Origin of the sequence: Actinoplanes sp. NPDC051470, from assembly GCF_040682035.1 — a bacterium.
Lineage (GTDB): Bacteria > Actinomycetota > Actinomycetes > Mycobacteriales > Micromonosporaceae > Actinoplanes.
Window position 1 is genome coordinate 18232 of record NZ_JBFBAA010000043.1, and the last position, 20344, is coordinate 38575.

General features: G+C 70.3%; 15 protein-coding genes. 11 read left to right on the top strand and 4 right to left on the bottom strand.

From position 1 onward, the window contains the following. Positions 1 to 237: 237 nt before the first annotated feature. Positions 238 to 1746, bottom strand: a complete 1509-nt coding sequence (cysC, locus tag AB0M54_RS43225) for an adenylyl-sulfate kinase (protein ID WP_364478404.1) — start codon at positions 1744 to 1746, stop codon at positions 238 to 240. Between the two features lie 144 nt (positions 1747 to 1890). Between cysC and AB0M54_RS43230 the strand changes: the two genes are divergently transcribed. Then, positions 1891 to 3168 (top strand): glycosyl hydrolase, encoded by a 1278-nt coding sequence (locus tag AB0M54_RS43230; RefSeq protein ID WP_364478347.1) that lies wholly within the window; start codon positions 1891 to 1893, stop codon positions 3166 to 3168. On the opposite strand, the gene AB0M54_RS43235 is transcribed toward AB0M54_RS43230, so the two are convergent. Beyond that, entirely contained in the window at positions 3149 to 4897 is a 1749-nt protein-coding gene (locus tag AB0M54_RS43235) for an ATP-binding protein (RefSeq protein ID WP_364478350.1), read from the bottom strand. The genes AB0M54_RS43230 and AB0M54_RS43235 overlap by 20 nt on opposite strands. A gap of 201 nt (positions 4898 to 5098) precedes the next feature. On the opposite strand from AB0M54_RS43235, the gene AB0M54_RS43240 reads away from it, so the two are divergent. From AB0M54_RS43240 to AB0M54_RS43255, 4 genes are read left to right on the top strand one after another with little or no spacing between them, the layout of a single operon-like run. Further along, positions 5099 to 6013 carry an ABC transporter ATP-binding protein gene (locus tag AB0M54_RS43240; RefSeq protein ID WP_364318703.1) on the top strand — a complete coding sequence of 305 codons (915 nt, stop codon included), beginning with the start codon at positions 5099 to 5101 and terminating at the stop codon, positions 6011 to 6013. Beyond that, complete coding sequence (locus AB0M54_RS43245) at positions 6006 to 6869, top strand: ABC transporter permease (protein WP_364318705.1); 864 nt, start codon at positions 6006 to 6008, stop codon at positions 6867 to 6869. Before AB0M54_RS43240 ends, AB0M54_RS43245 begins: the two co-directional genes overlap by 8 nt. Beyond that, complete coding sequence (locus tag AB0M54_RS43250) at positions 6866 to 7777, top strand: ABC transporter ATP-binding protein (protein WP_364318707.1); 912 nt, start codon at positions 6866 to 6868, stop codon at positions 7775 to 7777. Before AB0M54_RS43245 ends, AB0M54_RS43250 begins: the two co-directional genes overlap by 4 nt. Then, the gene (locus AB0M54_RS43255) at positions 7777 to 8487 is read left to right on the top strand and encodes an ABC transporter permease subunit (protein WP_364318709.1); all 711 of its coding nucleotides are present in this window, start codon (positions 7777 to 7779) and stop codon (positions 8485 to 8487) included. Before AB0M54_RS43250 ends, AB0M54_RS43255 begins: the two co-directional genes overlap by 1 nt. Before the next feature lie 159 nt (positions 8488 to 8646). On the opposite strand, the gene AB0M54_RS43260 is transcribed toward AB0M54_RS43255, so the two are convergent. Beyond that, entirely contained in the window at positions 8647 to 9057 is a 411-nt protein-coding gene (locus AB0M54_RS43260) for a universal stress protein (RefSeq protein WP_364478353.1), read from the bottom strand. Positions 9058 to 9138: 81 nt separating this feature from the next. Here AB0M54_RS43260 and AB0M54_RS43265 point away from each other — a divergent pair, with 81 nt between their 5' ends. The 3 genes from AB0M54_RS43265 (at position 9139) to AB0M54_RS43275 (ending at position 13560) form a co-directional block, all read left to right on the top strand. Continuing rightward, positions 9139 to 10494: an APC family permease gene (locus AB0M54_RS43265; protein ID WP_364318713.1), complete on the top strand. Its 1356-nt coding sequence runs from the start codon at positions 9139 to 9141 to the stop codon at positions 10492 to 10494. A gap of 49 nt (positions 10495 to 10543) precedes the next feature. Then, positions 10544 to 13168, top strand: a complete 2625-nt coding sequence (locus AB0M54_RS43270) for an EAL domain-containing protein (RefSeq protein ID WP_364478356.1) — start codon at positions 10544 to 10546, stop codon at positions 13166 to 13168. Between the two features lie 65 nt (positions 13169 to 13233). Further along, positions 13234 to 13560, top strand: coding sequence for a PspC domain-containing protein (locus AB0M54_RS43275; RefSeq protein ID WP_364478359.1), 327 nt, complete (start codon positions 13234 to 13236; stop codon positions 13558 to 13560). Between the two features lie 24 nt (positions 13561 to 13584). Here AB0M54_RS43275 and ppc read toward each other — a convergent pair whose 3' ends face one another. Next, positions 13585 to 16380: a phosphoenolpyruvate carboxylase gene (ppc, locus tag AB0M54_RS43280; RefSeq protein WP_364318719.1), complete on the bottom strand. Its 2796-nt coding sequence runs from the start codon at positions 16378 to 16380 to the stop codon at positions 13585 to 13587. A 185-nt stretch (positions 16381 to 16565) separates the two neighbouring features. On the opposite strand from ppc, the gene AB0M54_RS43285 reads away from it, so the two are divergent. From AB0M54_RS43285 to AB0M54_RS43295, 3 genes are all read left to right on the top strand, one after another. Next, positions 16566 to 18194, top strand: coding sequence for a lysyl oxidase family protein (locus AB0M54_RS43285; protein WP_364318721.1), 1629 nt, complete (start codon positions 16566 to 16568; stop codon positions 18192 to 18194). A 100-nt stretch (positions 18195 to 18294) separates the two neighbouring features. Beyond that, positions 18295 to 19794, top strand: coding sequence for a lysyl oxidase family protein (locus AB0M54_RS43290; RefSeq protein WP_364478362.1), 1500 nt, complete (start codon positions 18295 to 18297; stop codon positions 19792 to 19794). 51 nt (positions 19795 to 19845) lie between these two features. Next, on the top strand, positions 19846 to 20334 hold the full coding sequence (locus AB0M54_RS43295; RefSeq protein WP_364478365.1) for a permease-like cell division protein FtsX: 489 nt from the start codon (positions 19846 to 19848) through the stop codon (positions 20332 to 20334). Positions 20335 to 20344: the final 10 nt, after the last annotated feature.

Sequence of the window (20344 nt, forward strand, 5' to 3'; positions counted from 1 at the left end):
TTCGCCCACGAGGGGTAAACGGCCGTCCTGCGTTCACGTAACTCACTGAGCCGAACTCGTCTTTGAAGAGCAGATCGAAAGCAGATCGATGTCGTAGCCGGGTGGGTGGTGCCGACCGTCGCTCCCGCCGAGGGTCGCTCCGCTCCACGTGCGTAAGTGGTCACCCTCGGCGCTGCGCGCCCAAAACGCCCGTGGCGGCATCCGCGCTGCGGATGCCGCCACGAACCAACACTTTGCCTACGGCAGTTTTGGCTCGACCCAGCCGTTCTCGACGAGGTAGGCCAGGACGGTGTCGATGGCCTCGGGGACGGTGATCGTGGTGGTGTCGATCGTCAGCTCGGCGTCGGCCGGGTCCTCGTACGGGTCGTCGACGCCGGTCAGGCCGCGGAGCTGGCCGGCCCGGGCGCGGGCGTACAGGCCCTTGCGGTCGCGTTGTTCGCACACCTCGAGCGGGGTGTTGACGTGCACCAGGACGAAGCCGGCGCCGGCGTCCAGGGCCAGCCGGCGCGACTCGGCCCGGGCCGACTCGTACGGCGCGATCGGGCAGGCGATGGCCATCCCGTGATGGCGGCCCACCTCGGCCGCCACCCAGCCGATCCGGCGTACGTTGCGGTCTCGGTCGGCCTTGCTGAAGCCCAGGCCGGCCGAGAGCTCGCGGCGCACCACGTCGCCGTCCAGCAGCGTGATGGTCCGCTCACCGGCCTCGCGCAGCCGGTCGGCCAGACCCCGGGCGATCGTCGACTTGCCCGATCCGGAGAAGCCGGTGAAGAACACCACCAGGCCGCGGAAGCGCCGGGCCGGGCGGACCCGGGCCAGCTCCTTGGCCACCGCGGGCGGGGTGTGCCACTCGGGCAGCGGGAAGCCGCGGTCGAGGGTGTCGTTGATCTCGCCGATGGTCATGGCCAGCCGGCGGTTGCGCGGCGGGATGTCGTCGCGCCAGCGCCACTGGCCGTCGCGGTTGTCGTAGGCCAGTTCCCGTGGCACCAGCACCCGCAGCCCGCCGCCGGACAGCATCTCGCCGGTGGAGAGCACGTGGGTCACGCCGTACGACTGGGCCACCCGGGCCCGCAGCAGGGCGTCGCGCATCTCGTCGCCGCGCGGCATCAGCGGCACCGCGACGATCGTCGCCGGGGGCATCCGGTCGCGGGCCGCGAAGATCGCCCGGACCAGTGACTCGGGCGGCAACCCGTCCGGGCCCGGGCCGGTGACCGGGATGAAGATCAGGAGATGGGCCGCCAGGGTACGCGCGGCGTGCGCGATCTGGGCCAGCTGCGGCCGGTGCAGCGGCCGGTCGGCGATCACCCCGAGCACCCGCCCCGGTGGCAGCAGCGCCTTGACCTCCTCGGGGGTGCGCCGGAGCCGCTGGAACGGGCCGTGCCCGCCGTCACCCATCCGGCGGGCCGAACCGCCGATCGCGGAGAGGCCGTCGGTGGTGGGCCACGCGTCGGTCACCTCGACCGCGGCCACCGGCGCGCCCTCGGGGTCGGTGAGCACCACCGTGCGGCGTTGCGGGTCGGCCAGGTCGAGCCCGGCGGCCATCTCGGCCGGGATCTCGCAGGTGACCGCGACCGGCCACTTCGTACCGTCGGCGAGCCGGCCGGTGCGGCGCAGCGCGGTCAGATCGGACCGGCCCAGAAAGCCGGTGAGCGGCGCATACGCGCCAGAGAGCAACAGCTCGAGATCCGCCAGCTCGTGAGGCCGTGGCGTGTACGCCGGAGCGTCGCGCACGACATCCTCGGGCAGCATCGAACCGTTCACCGTGACATCCCCCTGCAGCCGACTGGAGGACAGTTTCGCAGCACCTGCGCAACGGGTCGAGCCGGGCTCGATCGTCACCTTACCGGGTCACATATTAGACAAAACAGACAATAGGTCGAATACTGGGCGATCGTGCGACGTCTCAGGCTTGTGCATCTGGCTGCGGTGACCACCGCGTTCACGCTTTCCGTGGTCGCCACCCTCTCCTGGGCGTGGACCGGCGGCGTCGATCAACTCGGCCTGCCGTTCCCCGCCGACAACTCCTCCCAGGCCGGCAACCCGACCGTGCACGTGGCCCCGAGCAACGGCTGGGTCGATCCCGCTGTGCCCGAGCCCGGTGTGCCCGTCGTACCCGATCAGGGTCTTCCGGGCCCGCCGACGGCGTCGCCGCCGGTCACGGCCGCACCCCTCGCCGGGCCCGGTTCGCTGCCGAAGCACCGCCCCCAGCCGGCCCGCTGCCGCACCGGCGAGAAACTGGTGCCCACCTGCGGCATCCTCTGGGGCGTGGCGCCCGGCGCCTTCACCGATCAGCCCGGCGCGGTGGCGCTCGCCGCGTTCGAGCGCAAGACCGAGCGCCACCAGGACATCTACCACGCCTACCACCGCGGCGAACGGCAGCTCTTCCCGACCAGGGAGGAGATCGGGATCGCCCGCGAGCGGGGCCGGAAGCGCCTGCTGTTCCTGAACTGGAAGCCGGCCGGCGCGTCCTGGGCCGAGATCGCCGAGGGAGACAAGGCGACCGACGCGTTCCTCGACCGGCTCGCCGTACACATCAGGAAGAACTTCCCCGAGCAGTTCTTCTTCACCGTGCACCACGAGGCCGAGGACAACGTCCGCGAGAAGGCCGGTTCCGGCTACACCGCCGAGGACTACTCGAAGATGTACCGCCACGTGGTGAAGCGGCTGCGCGCGCACGGCGTCGACAACCTGGTCACCGTGCTGGTGCACATGGCCTACGTCCCGCACACCACGCAGAGCTGGTTCGAGCGCATGTACCCCGGCGACGACGTGGTCGACTGGATCGGCTTCGACACCTACGCCTACAGCGACCCCGGCTACGGCCACGGCGACCTGACCGAGCTGCTGAACCGCAAAATGACCAGCAAGCCGTCCTGGCCCGGCTTCTACGACTGGGCGGTCACCCGGCACCGCTCCAAGCCGCTGATGGTGGCCGAGTGGGGGGTGTGGAGCTCGACGAAGAACCCCGGCCACAAGGCCGACTTCTACCGCGAGATGGCCCGCCAGATCCCCCACTTCACCAACATCCGCGCCATGGTGCACTTCGACACCCCGCACAACCAGAAGGGCCAGGACTCCCGCGTCGACGCCACCCGGGAGTCCCTCGCCGCCTACCGCCGCCTGGGCCGCCTCCCGGTCTTCCAGGTCGAGGTCACCAACGGCCTTTCCTGACGGTCCAGCGAACGTTCGGCGACCGCGGCTTACCGATCGTCTCGATGTATCCCTTCTGGCGGAGCGTGTTCAAGGCGTGGAGCACCTGATGCATCGCCAGTCCGGCGCGCTTCTCGATCTCGGCTCGTGACAGGGAACCGTCAGCGAGCAGCTCGAGAATCCGAGCCTCGTTGTCGCGCAGCGAGCCCTCGGATTCCCGATCAGACCTGTCCTCGATGGTGAGTTGCTCAGCACGGTCGGAGGTCAGTCGATAGGTGGTCCCGCCCCTGCTCCCGAACTGTTCGACGATGCCGCGGTCGACAAGATCCTTGAGCTCGCGGCTGGCCGTGCGGCTGTCCTGAACGCCCGTCGATGAGCGATAGCTGCTGTTGGTCAGTTCCATACCGCTGCGCATCAGCGCGAGCGCGGTGGTCTGAGAGCGTGTGAACGGGCCGGCCCCGAGTTCCGTGAGCCAAGCAATCGTCTCCTCGGTCAGCAGCGCGTGGTTCGGGAACTCGACCGAGAAGACGGAGATGTCGTCGGAGAACCTCGGGGGTTCCATGCCGGCCTCGGACAGCACCAATGCCATCCGAGCGATGCCCGTGCCTCTGTTCTCGCACACCATGTGTCCATCACCCAGGGGCATGTCCTCGAGGATCTTGAGGAGCGTCCGATTGCGCGACGACGTCACGGTGTTGGTCCCGAGCGTGCCGACGTCCACGGGTCCATACAATCCTCCCGCGTTGCGCACGAGCAGACGGTCGGGATACATCTCCACCTGAACCTGCATGCCGCGCGCGAACTCGGAATAGTCGCGATGAACGAGTGCGTTGACCAGCGCCTCGCGGAGAACCTCCTCGGGGTACTCCCACTCGTCGATGCGATAGATGCCCGAGACGATGCTGCGTCTCCGCATGTTCCGTTTCAGGACTCGGATGCACTCGGACACGACCATCGGGATCGGTCCGTCGATGGACCGGTTCTCGATGAACCGCTCACCGACTTTTCCGAGGACTCCGGGTTCCGTGCCCGGATAGGCCACGAATGTCACATTGAGTTGAGGCTCGAAGCTCTGTGGATAGATTCCGAAGGTAAGCAGGCCGGCCAAGGTCGGGACGAGACTGCCGTCGTGCTCGGTCAGCACCTTCAACATGCGCAGAGCTTGCTGGTCGTCCAGGCGGCGGAAGATCTGCCCCTTGATGTCGCGAATCCGTTCCAGAAAGTCCCTGATCAGAATGGGATCGAGATCCTCGATCGAGGCCGATGCGATCGGTCGCAGGTCGTGTCGCTGTTCCTCCCGGTTGGACAGCAGCACCGTGACCTCGTAGTCGGTGAGCTTCCGGTCGCCGTCCGCGACGCGGAGGCGGGAACCCGCCCAGGGGCCGAGCGAGCGTTTGTGGCAAGGTCGGCGATCCCGCGCGAGGGGTGGCACGGCGCAGACCACCACGCTCTTGCCGTTGAGGCGAACCGTCGTGATCTCCGGCCGGACCGGTGGCTCGAGGACGTCTGAGCAGAGTGAGGCGAGATGGGCCTCGGTCGCGCCCGCATCGTCGACGCCGGTGATCGCGAAGTCGCTCGCTTCGTCCACGCCGAGGATCAGGCAGCCGCCATCCGCGTTGGCGAAGGCGCTGACCGTCTCCCAGGTGGTGGCCGGTAGCCCGCCTTTTGCGCGCTTCGCCTCGCACGTCAAGTCGTCGCTGCCCATGGCGCGCAGCCGGGCAATCATGTCGCGGAGCTCGTTTGCTTCCATCGATCCTCCTTGCGGGGTCGAGCGAGTTTTCCACGAGCTCATGCTTTCGTACAAAAGTTTCCCTCTTCAGGGTGAAAGCTAGTTGATCTTGTATAAGCTGAGTCATCAACAGGTGAACCTGAGAGCGTCCTGAGAAACCTGAGAGGGTTCTCGGGGTTCCACCTGATCCCCTGGTGTGACGAGGGTTTCTAGGCTGTCGCCGTGAGCCTCATCGCAACGGAAGCGTTGACCAAGACATATGGGGGGCGGGTGACCGCGCTCTCCGACCTCACCGTCGACGTCGAGCCCGGCGTCATCGGCCTGGTCGGGGCGAACGGCGCCGGCAAGTCCACCTTCATCAAGATTCTGCTCGGGCTGCTGGCGCCGACCAGTGGCACCGCGCGGGTCTTCGACATCGACCCGGCGAACGAGCCGGACAAGGTGCGCAACCGGGTCGGGTACATGCCCGAGCACGACTGCCTGCCACCGGACGTGTCCGCCGCCGAGTTCGTCACGCACCTCGGCCGGATCAGCGGGCTGCCCCGCTCCGCCGCGCGGGAGCGTGCCTCCGAGGCGCTCCGGCACGTCGGCCTCTACGAGGAGCGGTACCGGCAGATCGGCGGCTACTCGACCGGCATGAAGCAGCGGGTCAAGCTGGCCCAGGCGCTCGTGCACGACCCCGACCTGCTGCTGCTCGACGAGCCCACCAACGGCCTCGACCCGGCCGGGCGGGACGCCATGCTCGCGCTGATCCACCGGATCGGCACCGAGTTCGGCATCTCCGTGGTGGTCTGCTCGCACCTGCTCGGCGAGGTCGAGCGGATCTGCGACTCGCTCATCGCGATCGAGGGCGGCCGGCTGTTGCGGGCCGACCGGATCTCGGCGATGACCGAGGTGTCCGACGTGCTGGCCGTCGAGGTCGCCGAGGGCGTCGACGAGCTGGCCGGCGCGCTCGGGAGGCTGGACATGAAGGTCACCCGGGACGGGCGGCTCCTGCTGGTCGAGCTGACCGCGGACGACGCGTACGACCGGATTCTCCGCGCCGTGGCCGACCTGGACCTGCCGCTGCACCGCCTGGACCTGCGACGGCATCGCGTCGCCGAGCTCTTCACCCCGAGGGAGATGGCCGATGTCTGAGGCCAGCGTCATCCATGACATCGGGTACCAGCGGTACGACGGCCCGCGCCTGGGCCGTGGCGCGGTGCTCCGGGCGATCTACGGGCACGGGCTGCGCGCCGCCTTCGGGCTCGGCCGCAGCGCCAAGTCGAAGATCTTCCCCTGGCTCGTCTTCGGCATCACGATCCTGGTCGGGGTCATCCTGGCCGCGGTCCGCGCGTACGCCGGGGTCGTCCCGCTCAACTACGTCCAGTACGCGGACGCGATGAGCTGGCTGGTCATCCTGTTCGTGGCCGTGGTCGCGCCCGAGCTGGTGTCCCGGGACATGCGCTCCGGGGTGCTGCCGCTCTACTTCAGCCGGCCGCTGCGGGCCGCCGACTACCTCGGCGCCAAGTGGGTCGCGCTGGTCACGGCGGTGTGGCTGCTGCTCGGGGTGCCGCAGTTCATCATGTTCCTGGGCGCCGCGTTCACCACCAAGACCGGCATGTCCGGGGTGTGGAACGAGTTGGGTGATCTCGCGCCGGCCTGGGCGTACACCCTGATCTGGGCCGTTGTCTTCGCCTCGATCAGCCTGCTGGTGGCGTCGATGACCGGCAAGCGGGCGTTCGCGGCCGGCGGCATCGTGGCGGTCTTCCTGGTCACCACCCCGATCTTCGGCGTGCTGATGAGCCTGCCGTCGCGCACCGCCCAGGAACTGTCCGGCCTGGCCAGCCCGATGATGCTGATCAGCGGCGTCGGCACCTGGCTGTTCAAGGCGGGTAACACCGGGCTGCCGGTCGGCCGGTTCGGGCCGGTCTACGCCATCGAGGTGGTCACCCTGGTCGCCGCCTGCCTCCTCCTGCTCCTGGCTCGATACCGGAAGGTGGCCTCGCTGTGAGCGTCCTCGAGCTGCAGAACGTCTCCCGCTGGTACGGCAACGTGGTCGCGGTCAACGACATCAGCATGACCCTCGGTTCCGGTGTCACCGGCCTGCTCGGCCCGAACGGCGCCGGCAAGACGACCGTGCTGCACATGATGGCCGGCTTCCTGTCGGCGTCGAAGGGCCGGGTGACCCTGGACGGCGAGCCGACCTGGCGGCACCCGGCCGCGTACAAGAAGCTCGGCCTGGTCAGCGAGCGCGAAGCGGTGCACACGTTCCTCACCGCGTACGAGTTCGTCCGGGCCAGCGCCAAGATGCACAAGCTGCCCGACCCGGACGCCGCCGCCCGCCGCGCCCTCGACCTGGTCGAGATGACCGACGCGCAGGACCGGCGGATCGGCACCTACTCCAAGGGCATGCGGCAGCGCACCCGGGTCGCCGCCGCGCTGGTCCACGACCCGCAGGTGCTGCTGCTGGACGAGCCGTTCAACGGCATGGACCCGCGGCAGCGGATGCACATGATGGACCTGCTGCACAAGCTGGGCGAACGCGGCCACACCATCCTGTTCAGCTCGCACATCCTGGAGGAGGTCGAGCAGGTCTCCGGCACCGTGCAGGTGATCGTGGCCGGCCGCCTGGCCGCGTCCGGCGACTACCGCGAGATCCGCCGGCTGATGACCACCCGCCCGCACGTGTTCGCCCTGCAGTCGTCCGACGACCGCAAGCTGGCCGTCGCCCTGATCGGCGAGAAGTCGGTCAGCGGCGTCGAGATCGATCACAGCGGCCTGACCGTCCGCGCGTCGGACTACGGCAGCTTCACCCGGGCGTTGCCCCGGATCGCCCTGGGTGAGGGGATCCGGCTGCGCAAGCTGTTGCCCTCCGACGAGTCCCTGGAGAGCGTCTTCTCCTACCTGCTGGAGGCATGATGTCCACGGTCGCCTACATCACCGCGCGCGGCCTGTTCGGCCGGCGCCGGGCCCTGCTCCTGCTGCCGTTGCCACTTCTGCTGGTCGGTCTGGCCGCTCTCTGTGTCGCGTACGACGTGAACCCGCAGAACTGGGGCCCGACGGTCCTGGTCGGACTGGGCCTGGCCGTGGTCCTGCCCGTGGTGACGCTGATCGTCGGCACCGGCGTCCTCGGCTCCGAGGTGGACGACGGCACGATCGTGCACATCCTCACCAAGCCCATGCCGCGCCGCGACATCATCCTGGCCAAGCTGGGCGTGGCCATCCTGGTCTCGGCGGTCACCTCGGCCGTCCCGCTGTTCATCGCCGGCTGGCTGGCCGACTCACCGAAGCTGGGCCTGGCCCTGGCCGTCGGCGCGGCCGTCGGCGCCGTCGCGTACTCGGCGTTCTTCCTGCTTCTGAGCCTGCTGACCCGCCGCCCGGTGCTCCTCGGCCTGGTCTACATCCTGGTCTGGGAGGGCCTGCTGGCCCGCTTCGTCAGCGGCACCCGGGTCCTGTCGATCGAGCAGTACGTCATCGCCATCGCCGACCGGATCGCCCCGACCAACCTGCTGACCGGCCAGGTCGGCGCCCCCCTGGCGATCATCATGACCGTGATCGTGACCCTGGGCTGCACCATCTTCGCCATCGACCGCCTGCGCAGCTTCTCGGTCGCCGGCGAGACGAGCTGAGGTATTACTTCCGACCGGGCGACAAAGAAGAAGATCGATGTCGTAGCCGGGTGGGTGGCCCAGACCGTCGCTCCCGCCGAGGGTCGCTCCGCTCCACCTGCGTGCGTGGTGCGCTCAAAAAGAGCGCACCACCCCGCACGCGTAAGGGGAGGCGGGCCGTCAGCTCGGGTGGGTGACCACCACGACCGGGCGGGAGGAACGCTTGACCAGGTCGAGGGGGACGCTGCCGAGGAGGCGCTCGGCCACCGCCGGCCGGGTTGTCGCGCCGACAACGATCAGGTCGGCGTTGTGGCGGTCGGCGGCGTCGAGGATGCCGTCGACCGGGCGGCCGGACAGCACCGCGTGGGTCACCGGGACGCCGGCCTCGGCGAGGCGCCGGGACATCGTGGCGGCGGCCAGCTCGGCCGCCTGGGTGAAGACGCTGCGGGGGACGGCGGCCAGCCGTTCCAGCTCGACCGCGTCGACCGCGACGACCATGACCTCGGCCCCGGTCTGTTTGGCCAGGCCGATCGCGGCGTCGGCGACCCACGGTTGATCGGCGTCAGGTTTCGCGGCCACCACGATGCGCATGTCACAGATTTCTACCGGCTCGACTGCGATCCGTCGATAGTTGGGCTCGACATATCCGGAGGTTTGTACCACCCTCCGTATATGGCGGACGCTGTCACAACCGAGGAGCCCACCCTCAAGCGGGTCATGGGGCCGGGCCTGCTCCTGTTGTTCGTGGTCGGTGACATCCTCGGCACCGGCGTGTACGCGCTCACCGGCCGGGTCGCCAAGGAGGTCGGCGGGGCGGTGTGGCTGCCGTTCCTGTGCGCGTTCGTGGTCGCGCTGCTCACCGCGTTCAGCTATCTCGAACTGGTGACGAAGTACCCGCGGGCGGCCGGCGCCGCGCTCTACACGCACAAGGCGTTCGGGATCCACTTCCTCACCTTCCTGGTCACCTTCGCGGTGATGTGCTCGGGCCTGACCTCGGCGTCCTCCGCGTCCAAGGCGTTCGCGGCGAACTTCGCCGACGCGTTCGACCTGTCGCTGGGCGAGGGCGCGGGACTGATCGCGGTCGCGCTGGGCTTCATGACGCTGATCGCGCTGGTCAACTTCCGGGGCGTCGGCGAGAGCGTCAAGCTCAACGTCCTGCTGACCTGCGTCGAGCTGACCGGTCTGCTGATCATCATCTGCATCGGCGCGTGGGCGCTGGGCGGCGGCGACGGCGACCTGTCCCGGCTCACCGACTTCCAGGCCGCCGAGGGGGAGAGCGCCTTCTTCTCGGTGACCGCGGCGACCGCGCTGGCGTTCTTCGCGATGGTCGGCTTCGAGGACTCGGTCAACATGGCCGAGGAGACCAAGGATCCGGTCCGCATCTTCCCCAAGGTGATGCTGACCGGCCTGATCATCACCGGCGTGATCTACGTGCTGGTCTCCATCTCGTCGGTGGCCCTGGTCTCGCCGGCCGACCTCGGCGAGGGTGACGCGCCGCTGCTCAAGGTGGTCGAGGCGGGCGCGCCGGGCTTCCCGCTGTGGATCTTCGCGTTCATCACCATGTTCGCGGTGGCCAACTCCGCCCTGATCAACATGCTGATGGCGTCCAGGCTGCTCTACGGCATGGCCAACGAGCGCGTGCTGCCCAGGGTCCTCGGCAAGGTGCACCCGGGCCGGCGTACGCCCTGGGTCGGGATCGTCTTCACGACGGTGATCGCCTTCGGGCTGATCTGGTTCGCCGACCTGACCGCGCTGGGCGGCACCACCTCGCTGCTGCTGCTCTGCGTCTTCACCGTGGTGAACGTGGCGGTGCTGGTGCTGCGCCGCGACCCGGTGGAGCACAAGCACTTCAAGGCCCCGACGGCGATCCCGGTGATCGGCGCCGTCGTCTGCGCGTACCTGGCCAGCCCGCTGTCCGGCCGGGACGCCGCCGACTACCGGGTGGCCGGCATCCTGCTGGTGATCGGCCTGGTGCTGTGGCTGATCACCTGGTTGTCGAACAAATCCCTCGAACGTCGCGCACAGTGACCCGGGGGTTCCATCCGGTGATCGATTGTGGACGAGTACGGTGCCAGACGTGAAAGCGGCCCGGCCGATGCGGCTCGTCCTCCCCGCCGTGATCGGCTCCGCGATCGCGGTGACCGCGTTCGTCCTGCTTCCGCTGCCCGCCGCGGCCGGCCTGCTGACCGCCGGGTCGGCCGGCTTCGGCGTGGCGTTGCTGCGCTCGGCCGCCCGCGACCGCACGGCCGGCACCCGCCTCCGCGCGATCGGCCTGGGCGGCGGCGCGCTGCTCGCCGGCCTGGCCGGGGTGGCGAGCGGTGTCTCGGTGGTGATCGCGCCGGGCGTCGAGGTCGACGGTGTGCCGTTGCCGGCCGAGATCCCGCTGGTCTGCCTGTTCCTGGCGGCCGCGCTCGCCCTGCCGGCCCTGCTGAGGCCGCCGCAGGGCCGCGAGCCGCTGGCCCGGCTGCGGGTCGGCCTGGACACCGTCGGGGTGGCCGCGTGCCTGCTGTTCCCGACCTGGCTGATGCTGATGAGCGGCCCGGAACGGCGCGGCGCCACGGTCACCGCGATCCTGTTCGGCACCACCGCGACCGCCGTGGCCGCGGTCACCGGTGTGCACGCGATCCGGCACCGCGCGGCGCTCCAGTGGTGCGGCCCCGGCGCGGCGCTGTCGCTGCTCGGGCTGACCGCCCTCACCGTCGGCATGGACCACCCGGACAACTCGAACGCCGCCATCGCCACGGTCGCGGCCGCCGCCGCCCTCGACGCGGCCGCCGCGATGCAATGGTGGGGCGCGACCCGGGTCCGCCCGGACGCCGGCCCGCTCCCGCCGGTGGGCAGCGAGCCCGCCGCCGGCTTCCCGCTCTTCGCGCTGCCCGTGCTCGGCTCCGGCGTGCTGGTCGCCTACCACCTGGTCAACGGCGGCCGGCTCGACCCGACGTCGATCATCCTGGCCACCGTCGCGCTGCTGGCCGTGGCCGCCCGCGAGTTCGTCTCGGCGATCGTGCTGCGCCGCCAGGCCGACCACCTCGCCGACCAGGGCAACCGGTTGCGCAGCCTGATGTTCGGGTCGTCCGACGTGGCCATGGTGATCGACACGGCACACGCGGTCCGCTGGCAGTCGCCGGCCGCCGCCCGGCATTTCGGGCTGTCCGATCAGGACGTGCTGGGCCGCCCGGTGACCGCCCTGGTCGACCCGGATCAGGCCGAGGCGGTACACGACTATCTGTCCGACCGGATCAGCGACCCGACGGAGCACACCGCCGGGTCGCCGCTCGCGGTGCGGCTGCGGGACGGCTTCGGCCGCTGGCGCGAGACCGAGTGGACGGCCGGTGGCGCCGACCCGGCCGAGCCCGGCCGCACGCTGGTCGTGCACGTCCGGGACATCAGCGAGCAGCTCGAGCTGGAGCAGGCGTTGCGGCAGTCGGCCCACGTCGACCCGCACACCGGCCTGGCCAACCGGCAGGGCCTGGTGCAGGCCGGCGAGCCGATGCCCGAGGCGGGCGCGCTGATCGTGCTGGAGCTGGGCGGGCTGACCGCGATCGCCGACGTGCACGGCACCGAGGTGGTCGAGCTGGTGCTGGCCGAGGTGGCGAAGCGGTTGCGGACCCGGGTCGAGGGCGCGGACGTGCCGGCCCGGATCGGCGAGGCCCGGTTCGCGGTGCTCACCCACGGCGGCGCGGTACGCGCCCACGTGCTCGCGAGCCAGCTGGTGACCGTGCTGACCACGCCCTATTCCGCGGCCGGCACCGACGCGCACCTGTCGGTCTGGGGCGGCATGACCGACCTGGCCCCCGAGGCCGGCATGGACGAGGTGATCCGGCGGGCCGCCCTGGCCCTGCGCGCGGTCCGCACCGCCCCGCCGGGCGCCGTCGAGTGGTACGACGAGGAGATGGAGCAGCGGCTGGTCCGCCGGTCCACGTTGGAGCAAGATCTGCCCGGCGCGCTCGCCCGCAGCGAGCTCGAGGTGCGCTACCAGCCGATCGTCGAGCTGTCCGGCCGCCGACCGGTCGGCGTGGAGGCGGTGCTGGGCTGGCGCCACCCGACGCTGGGCCGGGTGCCCGCCGCCGAGCTGCTGCCGCTGGCCGAGGAGCTGGGTTATCTCGGCGACGTCCGGCACTGGATGCTGCACCGGGCGGCCCGGCAGCTCGCGGGCTGGCGCCACCACCACGAAGACCTGTGGCTCTCGGTGAACGTGCGTCCGCGTGAGCTTGCCGACCCGGTGTTCCAGGCCGCGCTGGAGACGGCGATGGCCACCCACCTGGTGCCCGAGTCGGCCATGGTGATCGAGATCGCCGAGCACGACCTGCAGGACGACAACGGCCACGACCTGGCCGGCCTGCTCGGCAAGCTGCGCGCGCAGGGCATGCGGACCGCGGTCGGCAACTTCGGCACCGGCCCGACGTCGCTGAGCCGGCTGCGGATCCTCCCGGTCGACCTGCTGCGCGTCGACCGCGAGGTCTTCGGCCAGCCGGCCGACGCGTCCCGCCGGCTCGGCGCGATCATGGACGTCACGGTGACGCTGGGCCGCCGGCTCGGCATGGAGATCGTCGCCCAGGGCCTGCAGACCGCCGACGACCTCGACACCGTCCAGGCCGCCGGGTGCCGCCTCGGCCAGGGCGACCTGCTCGGCCGCCCGCTCCCGGCCGAGCATTTCGAGGCCCTGCTGGAACAGCACCGCGACCGCTCACACCGCGGCTGAGCTCCGGGACGAGCCAGGGTCGATCCCTGATGCCGGTCGGGTGGGTGCGGCCCCACCATGGAGTCATGACCGAGAACGAGAGCAAGCGCCCGATCGACATGAACGCCGTCCGTGAGACCGTGGCCCGCGGCGTCGACGCCGTGCACGGCACGATGGCCCGGAACGGGCTGACCCGGCCGAACGACGGTCGGCTCGTCGGCGGGGTGTTCTCCGGCATCGGCCGCCGCTTCGGCCTCGACCCCTGGACCTCCCGGGTCGCGATCGGCGCGGCCCTGCTGGTGATCCCCGGCACCCAGGTCCTCGCCGCGTATCCGCTGCTCTGGGCCATGATGCCGACCGAGGAGAAAGCCACCGAGCCGGCTCCCGACCCGGTTCCCGCCCCCACCGCCTAACGGCGGGAGCGGGACCGAAGCTGGTCAGCCCGTGTTGCGCATGCCCGCGGCGATGCCGTTGACCGTGGTCAGCAGGGCCCGTTCGAGGGCGGTCGACTCGGACGCGGCCCGGCGGCCGCCGGGGGCGGTGGCGAGCTGGCGCTGGTTCTCGCCGAGTTCGCGGTACTGCCGCAGCAGCGCCACCTGAAGGTGGTGCAGCGGCTCCAGGTAGGTGTCGCGGACGCTCAGCGTGCGGTGCAGTTCGGGCTGGCTGGCCAGCGGGTGGTCGCCACCGGTGATGGCCAGCACCTCGCGGACGGTCAGGTCGTACTCCGCCTGGATCCGCTCGAAGATCGGGTGCAGGCCCTCGGGGACCAGCGTCTCGACGTACCGCCGGGCGATGGTCAGGTCGGTCTTGGCCAGCATCATCCCGACGTTGCTGATGAAGGTCTGGAAGAACTGCCAGTTCTCCTTCATCTCGGTGACGGTGTCGGTCAGCCCGGCCTCGCGTACCGCCTTGAGCCCGGTGCCGACGCCGTACCAGCCAGGCACGATCTGCCGGGTCTGGGTCCAGCCGAAGACCCATGGGATGGCGCGCAGGCCGCCCAGGCCGGCGTCGGTGTTCGGCCGCTTCGCGGGCCGGGAGCCGATGTTCAGCGCGCCGAGCAGCTCGGTCGGGGTCGCCGCCCAGAAGTAGGCCGGCAGGTCGGGGTCTTCAACCAGTTTCCGGTACGCCGCGAACGCCGCCGCCGAGGCGGTGTCCATGGCCGCGTCCCAGTGCGCGAGCCGTTCCAGGTCGACCGCGGGCGTGTTGTGCAGCAGCGTCGCCTGGAGCACCGCGGCCACCGTGAGCTCGAGGTTCTCGCGGGCCAGGGCCGGCAGCGTGTACTTGTCGGAGATGACCTCCCCCTGCTCGGTCACCTTGATCGCGCCGTCCAGGGTGCCGTACGGCTGGGCCAGGATCGCCTCGTGGGTGGGCCCGCCGCCGCGCCCGACCGTGCCGCCCCGGCCGTGGAAGAGCCGCAGCCGTACGCCGTGCCGGGCGGCCACGTCACGCAGCGCCCGCTGCGCCTTGTGGATCGACCACTGGCTGGTGGTGATGCCGCCCTCCTTGTTCGAGTCGGAGTAGCCGAGCATCACCTCCTGCAGGTCGCCGCGGCCCCGCACGATCTCCCGGTAGGCCGGCACGGAGAGCATCTCGTCGAGCAGGTCGCCGCCCGCGTCGAGCTCGGCCGGCGTCTCCAGCAGCGGCACGATGCCGACCCGGGCCCGCCCGGAGTGGATGTCGACCAGGCCGGCCTCGCGGGCCAGGACCGCGGCGGCCAGCACGTCGTCGACGCCGAGGGTCATCGAGATGATGTACGACTCGACGACCTCGGAGCCGAACCGGTCCTGCGCGTCGCGGATGGTGAAGAACACGTCGAACGTCTTGCGCGCCGACTCGGTGAGCGGGGTGTCGGCCGACGACAGCGGCCGCCGCCCGGTCAGCTCGGAGGCGAGGAGCTTGGTCCGCTCGGCGCGGTCGAGCGTGAGGTAGTCGTCCACCTCGCCGACCTGCTCGTACATCTGGGCCAGCACCTCGTGGTGCTTCTCGGCGTGTTCGCGCACGTCGAGCGTGGCGAGCTGTAGCCCGAACGCGGACACCGTGCGGATCGCCGAGGCGACCACCCCGACCGCGGTGAGCTGGCCGGAGTTGCGGGCCAGGGAGGCGCGCATCAGCTCGAGGTCGCCGATCAGCTCGTCGGCGCCCAGGTAGTCGCGGCCGGGCACGTGCTGGGTGCCGTTGCGCAGCCGGGTGCGGGTGTTGGCCAGCTTCGCCTTGATCGCCCGCACCTTGAGCCGGTAGGGCTCCTCGGCGTTGGTCCGCCGGAAGCGGGGCGCCACCTCGGGCAGGTTGTCGAGGTCTTTGGCCAGGCTGGCGGACAGGTCGAGGGAGACGCCGCGCAGCCGGCGGGACACCGAGAGCTCGTCGATCAGCGCGTCCATGGCCCGTTCGGTGGCCTGGATGCCGTGTTCGTGCTGGATCATCAGCACGTCGCGGGTGACGGCCGGGGTGACGAACGGGTTGCCGTCCCGGTCGCCGCCGATCCATGAGCCGAAGGTCAGCGGCCGGGCCGACGGCGCGGTCTCCACGCCCAGCTGGCGCAGGGTCTCGGCCAGGTCGTCGAGGACCCGCGGCGCCGCGTCGGCGTAGAGGTCCTTGAGGTAGTAGACCGCGTTGCGCGCCTCGTCGGTCGGGTCGGGCCGGTCGAGCCGCAGCTCGTCGGTCTGCCAGAGCAGGTCGATCAGCTCGGCGAAGCGCTTGGTCGAGGCGGTGGTGTCGGTGGCGCCGTAGAGCACCGCGGCCGCCGCCTCCTCGTCCAGCGTGTCGGCCAGGCCGCGCAGCTTGGACAGGATCGAGCGGCGGGCCGCCTCGGTCGGGTGCGCGGTGAAGACCGGGCGGACGGCGAGCCGGCGGGCGGCGGCGGCGATCTCGTCGGCCGGGACGCCCTGCTCGGCGATCCGCTTGGCCGCCTGGTCGAGCCAGCCACCGTCGCGGGCCCGGCGCCGGCGCAGGTCGCGGGCGCGGTGCACCTGCTCGGTGATGTTGGCCAGGTGGAAGTAGGTGGAGAAGGCCCGGGCCAGCTTGGTCCCGGTGGTCACGTCCATCGCGGTCAGTCGCTCGGCGGCCGCGAGCGGGTCCTGCCGGACCAGCGCGCGGACCTCTTCGACGAGGTCGAGGAGCGGCGGGCCCTCCTGCCGGGCCAGGGTCTGGCCGAGCAGTTTGCCGATGCGGCGGATGTCGGCGCGGAGAGCCGCGTCGGGGCCCTCTGGATCGATGTGCCCCTGCTGGTCGGTCACCTCAGCGCTCCTTAAAGACGGCGTACGAAAGACGGCGTACGGCGGACAGCGCTGTCCCGACTCCCGCGATGGTATCGGCACGGGTCCCGGGCTGGGTGCTTTGAGGCAAGTCTCATACGACCTCACCGCCACCTCACATCCCATCCGATTACCTGTGCGCTCCACCAACGAATCGAAGGGGACCCATGTCCACTCGAAAGAACCGCACCCGGGTGCTGACCGCCGGCGCGGTGACCGCCGCGTTGGCTCTCGCCGGAGCCGGGTACGGCATCGCGAGCGCGGCGGAGGACCTGCCCGCCCTGGCGTTCCGCGCCGCCACGCACGACGTGACCGTCACGCGGTACGTCGAGGACGGCACCCCCTGGATGGACTTCGACCTCGGCGTCAACCTGATCGCCGGCAAGCAGCCGTTCGAGATCCGGGCCAAGCGGAACTCCTACTCGCAGCCCATCGTGGCCACCCAGGAGGTGACCGGCGCCGACGGCAAGAAGGCGTCGGTGGCGCTGCCGGACGGGCTGTTCACCACGTTCGACGGCTTCCAGGACTTCACCGCGGTCACGATCAAGGACACCGCGGGCGCCACGGTCCGGGAGTACAGCACCGACTGGTGCCCGAACACCTGGAACTCGCTGCGGACCCGGCCCGACGCGCCGTCGTCGACGCCGTACCCGCAGTCCTGCGCCGGCGGGAACCCCTTCATCCTCGGGTCGGTCTGGGGTGTGCAGGCCGGCTACAACGCGGCGATCGAGGCCACGCCCCGCTTCGACTGGCAGGACCCGGACGCCGAGCAGTTCGACCTGCCCGCGGGCAAGTACCAGATCACGATCAAGCTGAACGAGAAGTTCCGTTCGTGGCTGGCCGTGCCGGCCGAGAGCGCCACGGTCGACCTGAACGTGACCGTCGTGGACTCCGTGGTCGACCGGGGCGGCGAGCCGGAGGGCGCGATCCGGGCCAAGGCGGCGGTCAAGGCCGCGGCCGTCGGTGACGAGCTGCCCCCGGGCAAGGCGGCGCTGCGCGGCGAGCACAGCGAGCACGACGGTCAGGGCGACGCGTCGGTGCAGGTGTCGGCGTTCGACCCGAACTTCCGCCCGCCGGCCAAGGCGCCGAAGACGCTGGCCGCCACCCCGAAGGCCGGCCCGAAGCCGGACCTGCGGTCGCTGCCGGCCTGGGGCATCGACCTGTCGAACGAGGACGGCAAGACGTACGTCAACTTCGGCGCCACCGTCTGGAACGCCGGATCGTCGCCGCTGGTCGTGGATGGTTTCCGGCGTACCGGAACCGATCTGATGGACGCGTACCAGTATTTCTTCGACAAGAACGGCAAAGAGGTCGGCTCGGTCGGGGCCGGGACGATGGAGTGGGACCCGCGGGAGGGCCACTTCCACTGGCACTTCACCGACTTCGCGCAGTACAACCTGCTGAACTCCGACCAGAGCCTGGCCGTGCGGTCCGGCAAGGAGGCGTTCTGCCTGGCCAACACCGACGCGGTCGACTACACCATCCCGAACGCCAAGTGGCGCCCGGAGAACACCGACCTGTCCACCTCCTGTGGTGCGAACACCGCGGTGGCGGTGCGTGAGGTGCTCGACATCGGCAACGGCGACACCTACTCGCAGTCCCGGCCGGGTCAGTCGTTCGAGATCACCGACCTGCCGAACGGCACCTACTACATCCAGACGCTGGCCAACCCGGAGAACAAGCTGGCCGAGACGAAGACGACCAACAACTCGTCGCTTCGCAAGATCGTTCTCGGGGGTACGGTCGGCGGCGAGCGCACCCTGAAGGTGCCCGCGGTCCACGGCATCGAGGGCTGAGACGCCCGATCTGTTGCCTGAGTGACAGGTAGTTGTCACTGGGCAGTGATCAACGATCTGGATTGATATGGTCACCCTCCGAATTCATCGGGGGGTGTCCATGTCTTCCATTCCGAAACTCCTGGCCGTCGGGCTTTTGGCCGTCACCGGCGCCGCTCAGGCGCCGGCCGCCGAGCCACCCGCGATCTCCTTCACCGTCTCCGGGCACGACGTCATCGCCCAGCGCTACGAATGGGCTCCGGGTCAGGTCGACCTGCAGATGGACTTCGGCATCAACCTGATCGCCGGACGACAGGCCTTCGAGATCCAGGCCCACCGCGACACCTACGCCGAACCGATCGAGGTGGAGCAGGTGGTCGGCGGGGTCCGCACGCCGCTGCCGGACGGGTTGTTCACCTCATGGACCGGCTTCAAGGACTTCCTCGACATCACGATCGCCGACCCGGCCGGCGCGGTGGTCAAGCAGTACACGTCGACCTGGTGCCCGAACTCGTACACGTCGGTGCGGACCCGGCCGGACGCGCCGGCGACCACGCCCTACCCGTTCGCCTGCGCCTGGCTCGAGAACCCGTTCGTGCTCGGCTCGATCTGGGGCATCCAGGCCGGGTACAACTCGCCGGTCGAGAGCTTCCCGTATTACGAGCCGGACGGCACGCAGTTCGACCTGGCGCCCGGCTCCTACCGGGTCACCGCCCGGCTGGCCGAGAAATATCGCGCCTGGCTGGGGGTGTCACCCGCCGACGCCACCGTCGACCTCAATCTGACCGTGGTCGACCGGAACGCCGGGCTCCGGAAGAAACCCGTTCCCGCCGGCAGCGAGCACGCGAACGAGGGTGACGCGTCGAAGCAGCTCTCGGCGTACCACCCGTTCCTGCGGCCACCGGCCAAGATTCCGACGCCGTTGGCCTCGGCGCCGGCCGCCGGACCGCGCCCCGACCTGCGATCGCTGCCCGCCTGGAACATCGCCCTCGACACCGTCGAGGGCCGCACCAACGTGGTGTTCGCCGCCACGGTCTGGAACGCCGGCACGTCGCCGCTGCTGGTGGACGGCTTCCGGCGGAGCGGAACCGACCTGATGGACGCCTACCAGTACTTCTACGACGCGGCCGGCAACGAGGTCGGAGTCCGGCCGGCCGGGACGATGGAGTGGGACCCGCGCGACGGCCACCTGCACTGGCACTTCACCGACTTCGCGCAGTACAACCTGCTGACCGCCGACCGGAGCCTGGCCGTGCGCTCCGGCAAGGAAGCCTTCTGCCTGGCCAACACCGACCCGGTCGACTACCTGCGGCCGAACGCGGCCTGGCGGCCCCCGAACAACGACCTGGCCAGCTCGTGCGGCCAGAACACCGCGGTCGCGGTGCGTGAGCGCCTCGACATCGGCAACGGCGACACCTACTTCCAGTACCTGCCCGGCCAGTCCTTCGACGTGACCGACCTGCCCAACGGCACGTACTGGGTCGAGGTCAAGGCCAACCCGGACGGCAAGCTGGCCGAGCTCCGCACCACCAACAACGCGTCCCTGCGCAAGATCGTCCTGGGCGGCACGCCGGGCGGCGAGCGCACCCTGCGCGTGCCACCCCTGCACGGCCTGGACTGAACGCCGGCGCACACGGGGCGGCGGCCGGCCTCTGCTGCTAACCTCCGCCCCGTGTTTCGCCGAACCATGGTCGTCGTCCTGCTCGCGCTCGTGAGCCTCTCCGGTTGCGGTCTTCTCGACCGTGACGAGAAGAAGGAGGAGATCGAACGCCTCATCGAGGAGAACGCCCAGTTCTCGGTCTTCCTGCGGGACGACAACCCCGCGGAGCGGAAGGCGGCCGTCGAGGCGCGCCTCCGGACGCTGCCGGATGTCACCACGGTCACCTTCGAGGGGCATGACGTGGCGTACGCGAAGATGAAGAAGGTGTTCGCCGAGCAGAACCAGGAGATGCCGGAGAACTTCGAGCCGGAGAACCTGCCGGAGACCTTCGTGGTGAAGATGAAGGACCAGGCCGCGGTTCGCAACGTCCGGGACACCCCGCTCCAGGCCGAGCTCAAGGCCCTGCCCGGCGTCCAGGACCTGGTGTTCACGTGCACCACGTTCGAGGAGTGCAAGGCCGACTCCATCCGCCGGAGGTCCCCGGCCCCGGCCGCGAGCTGAACGAATCAGC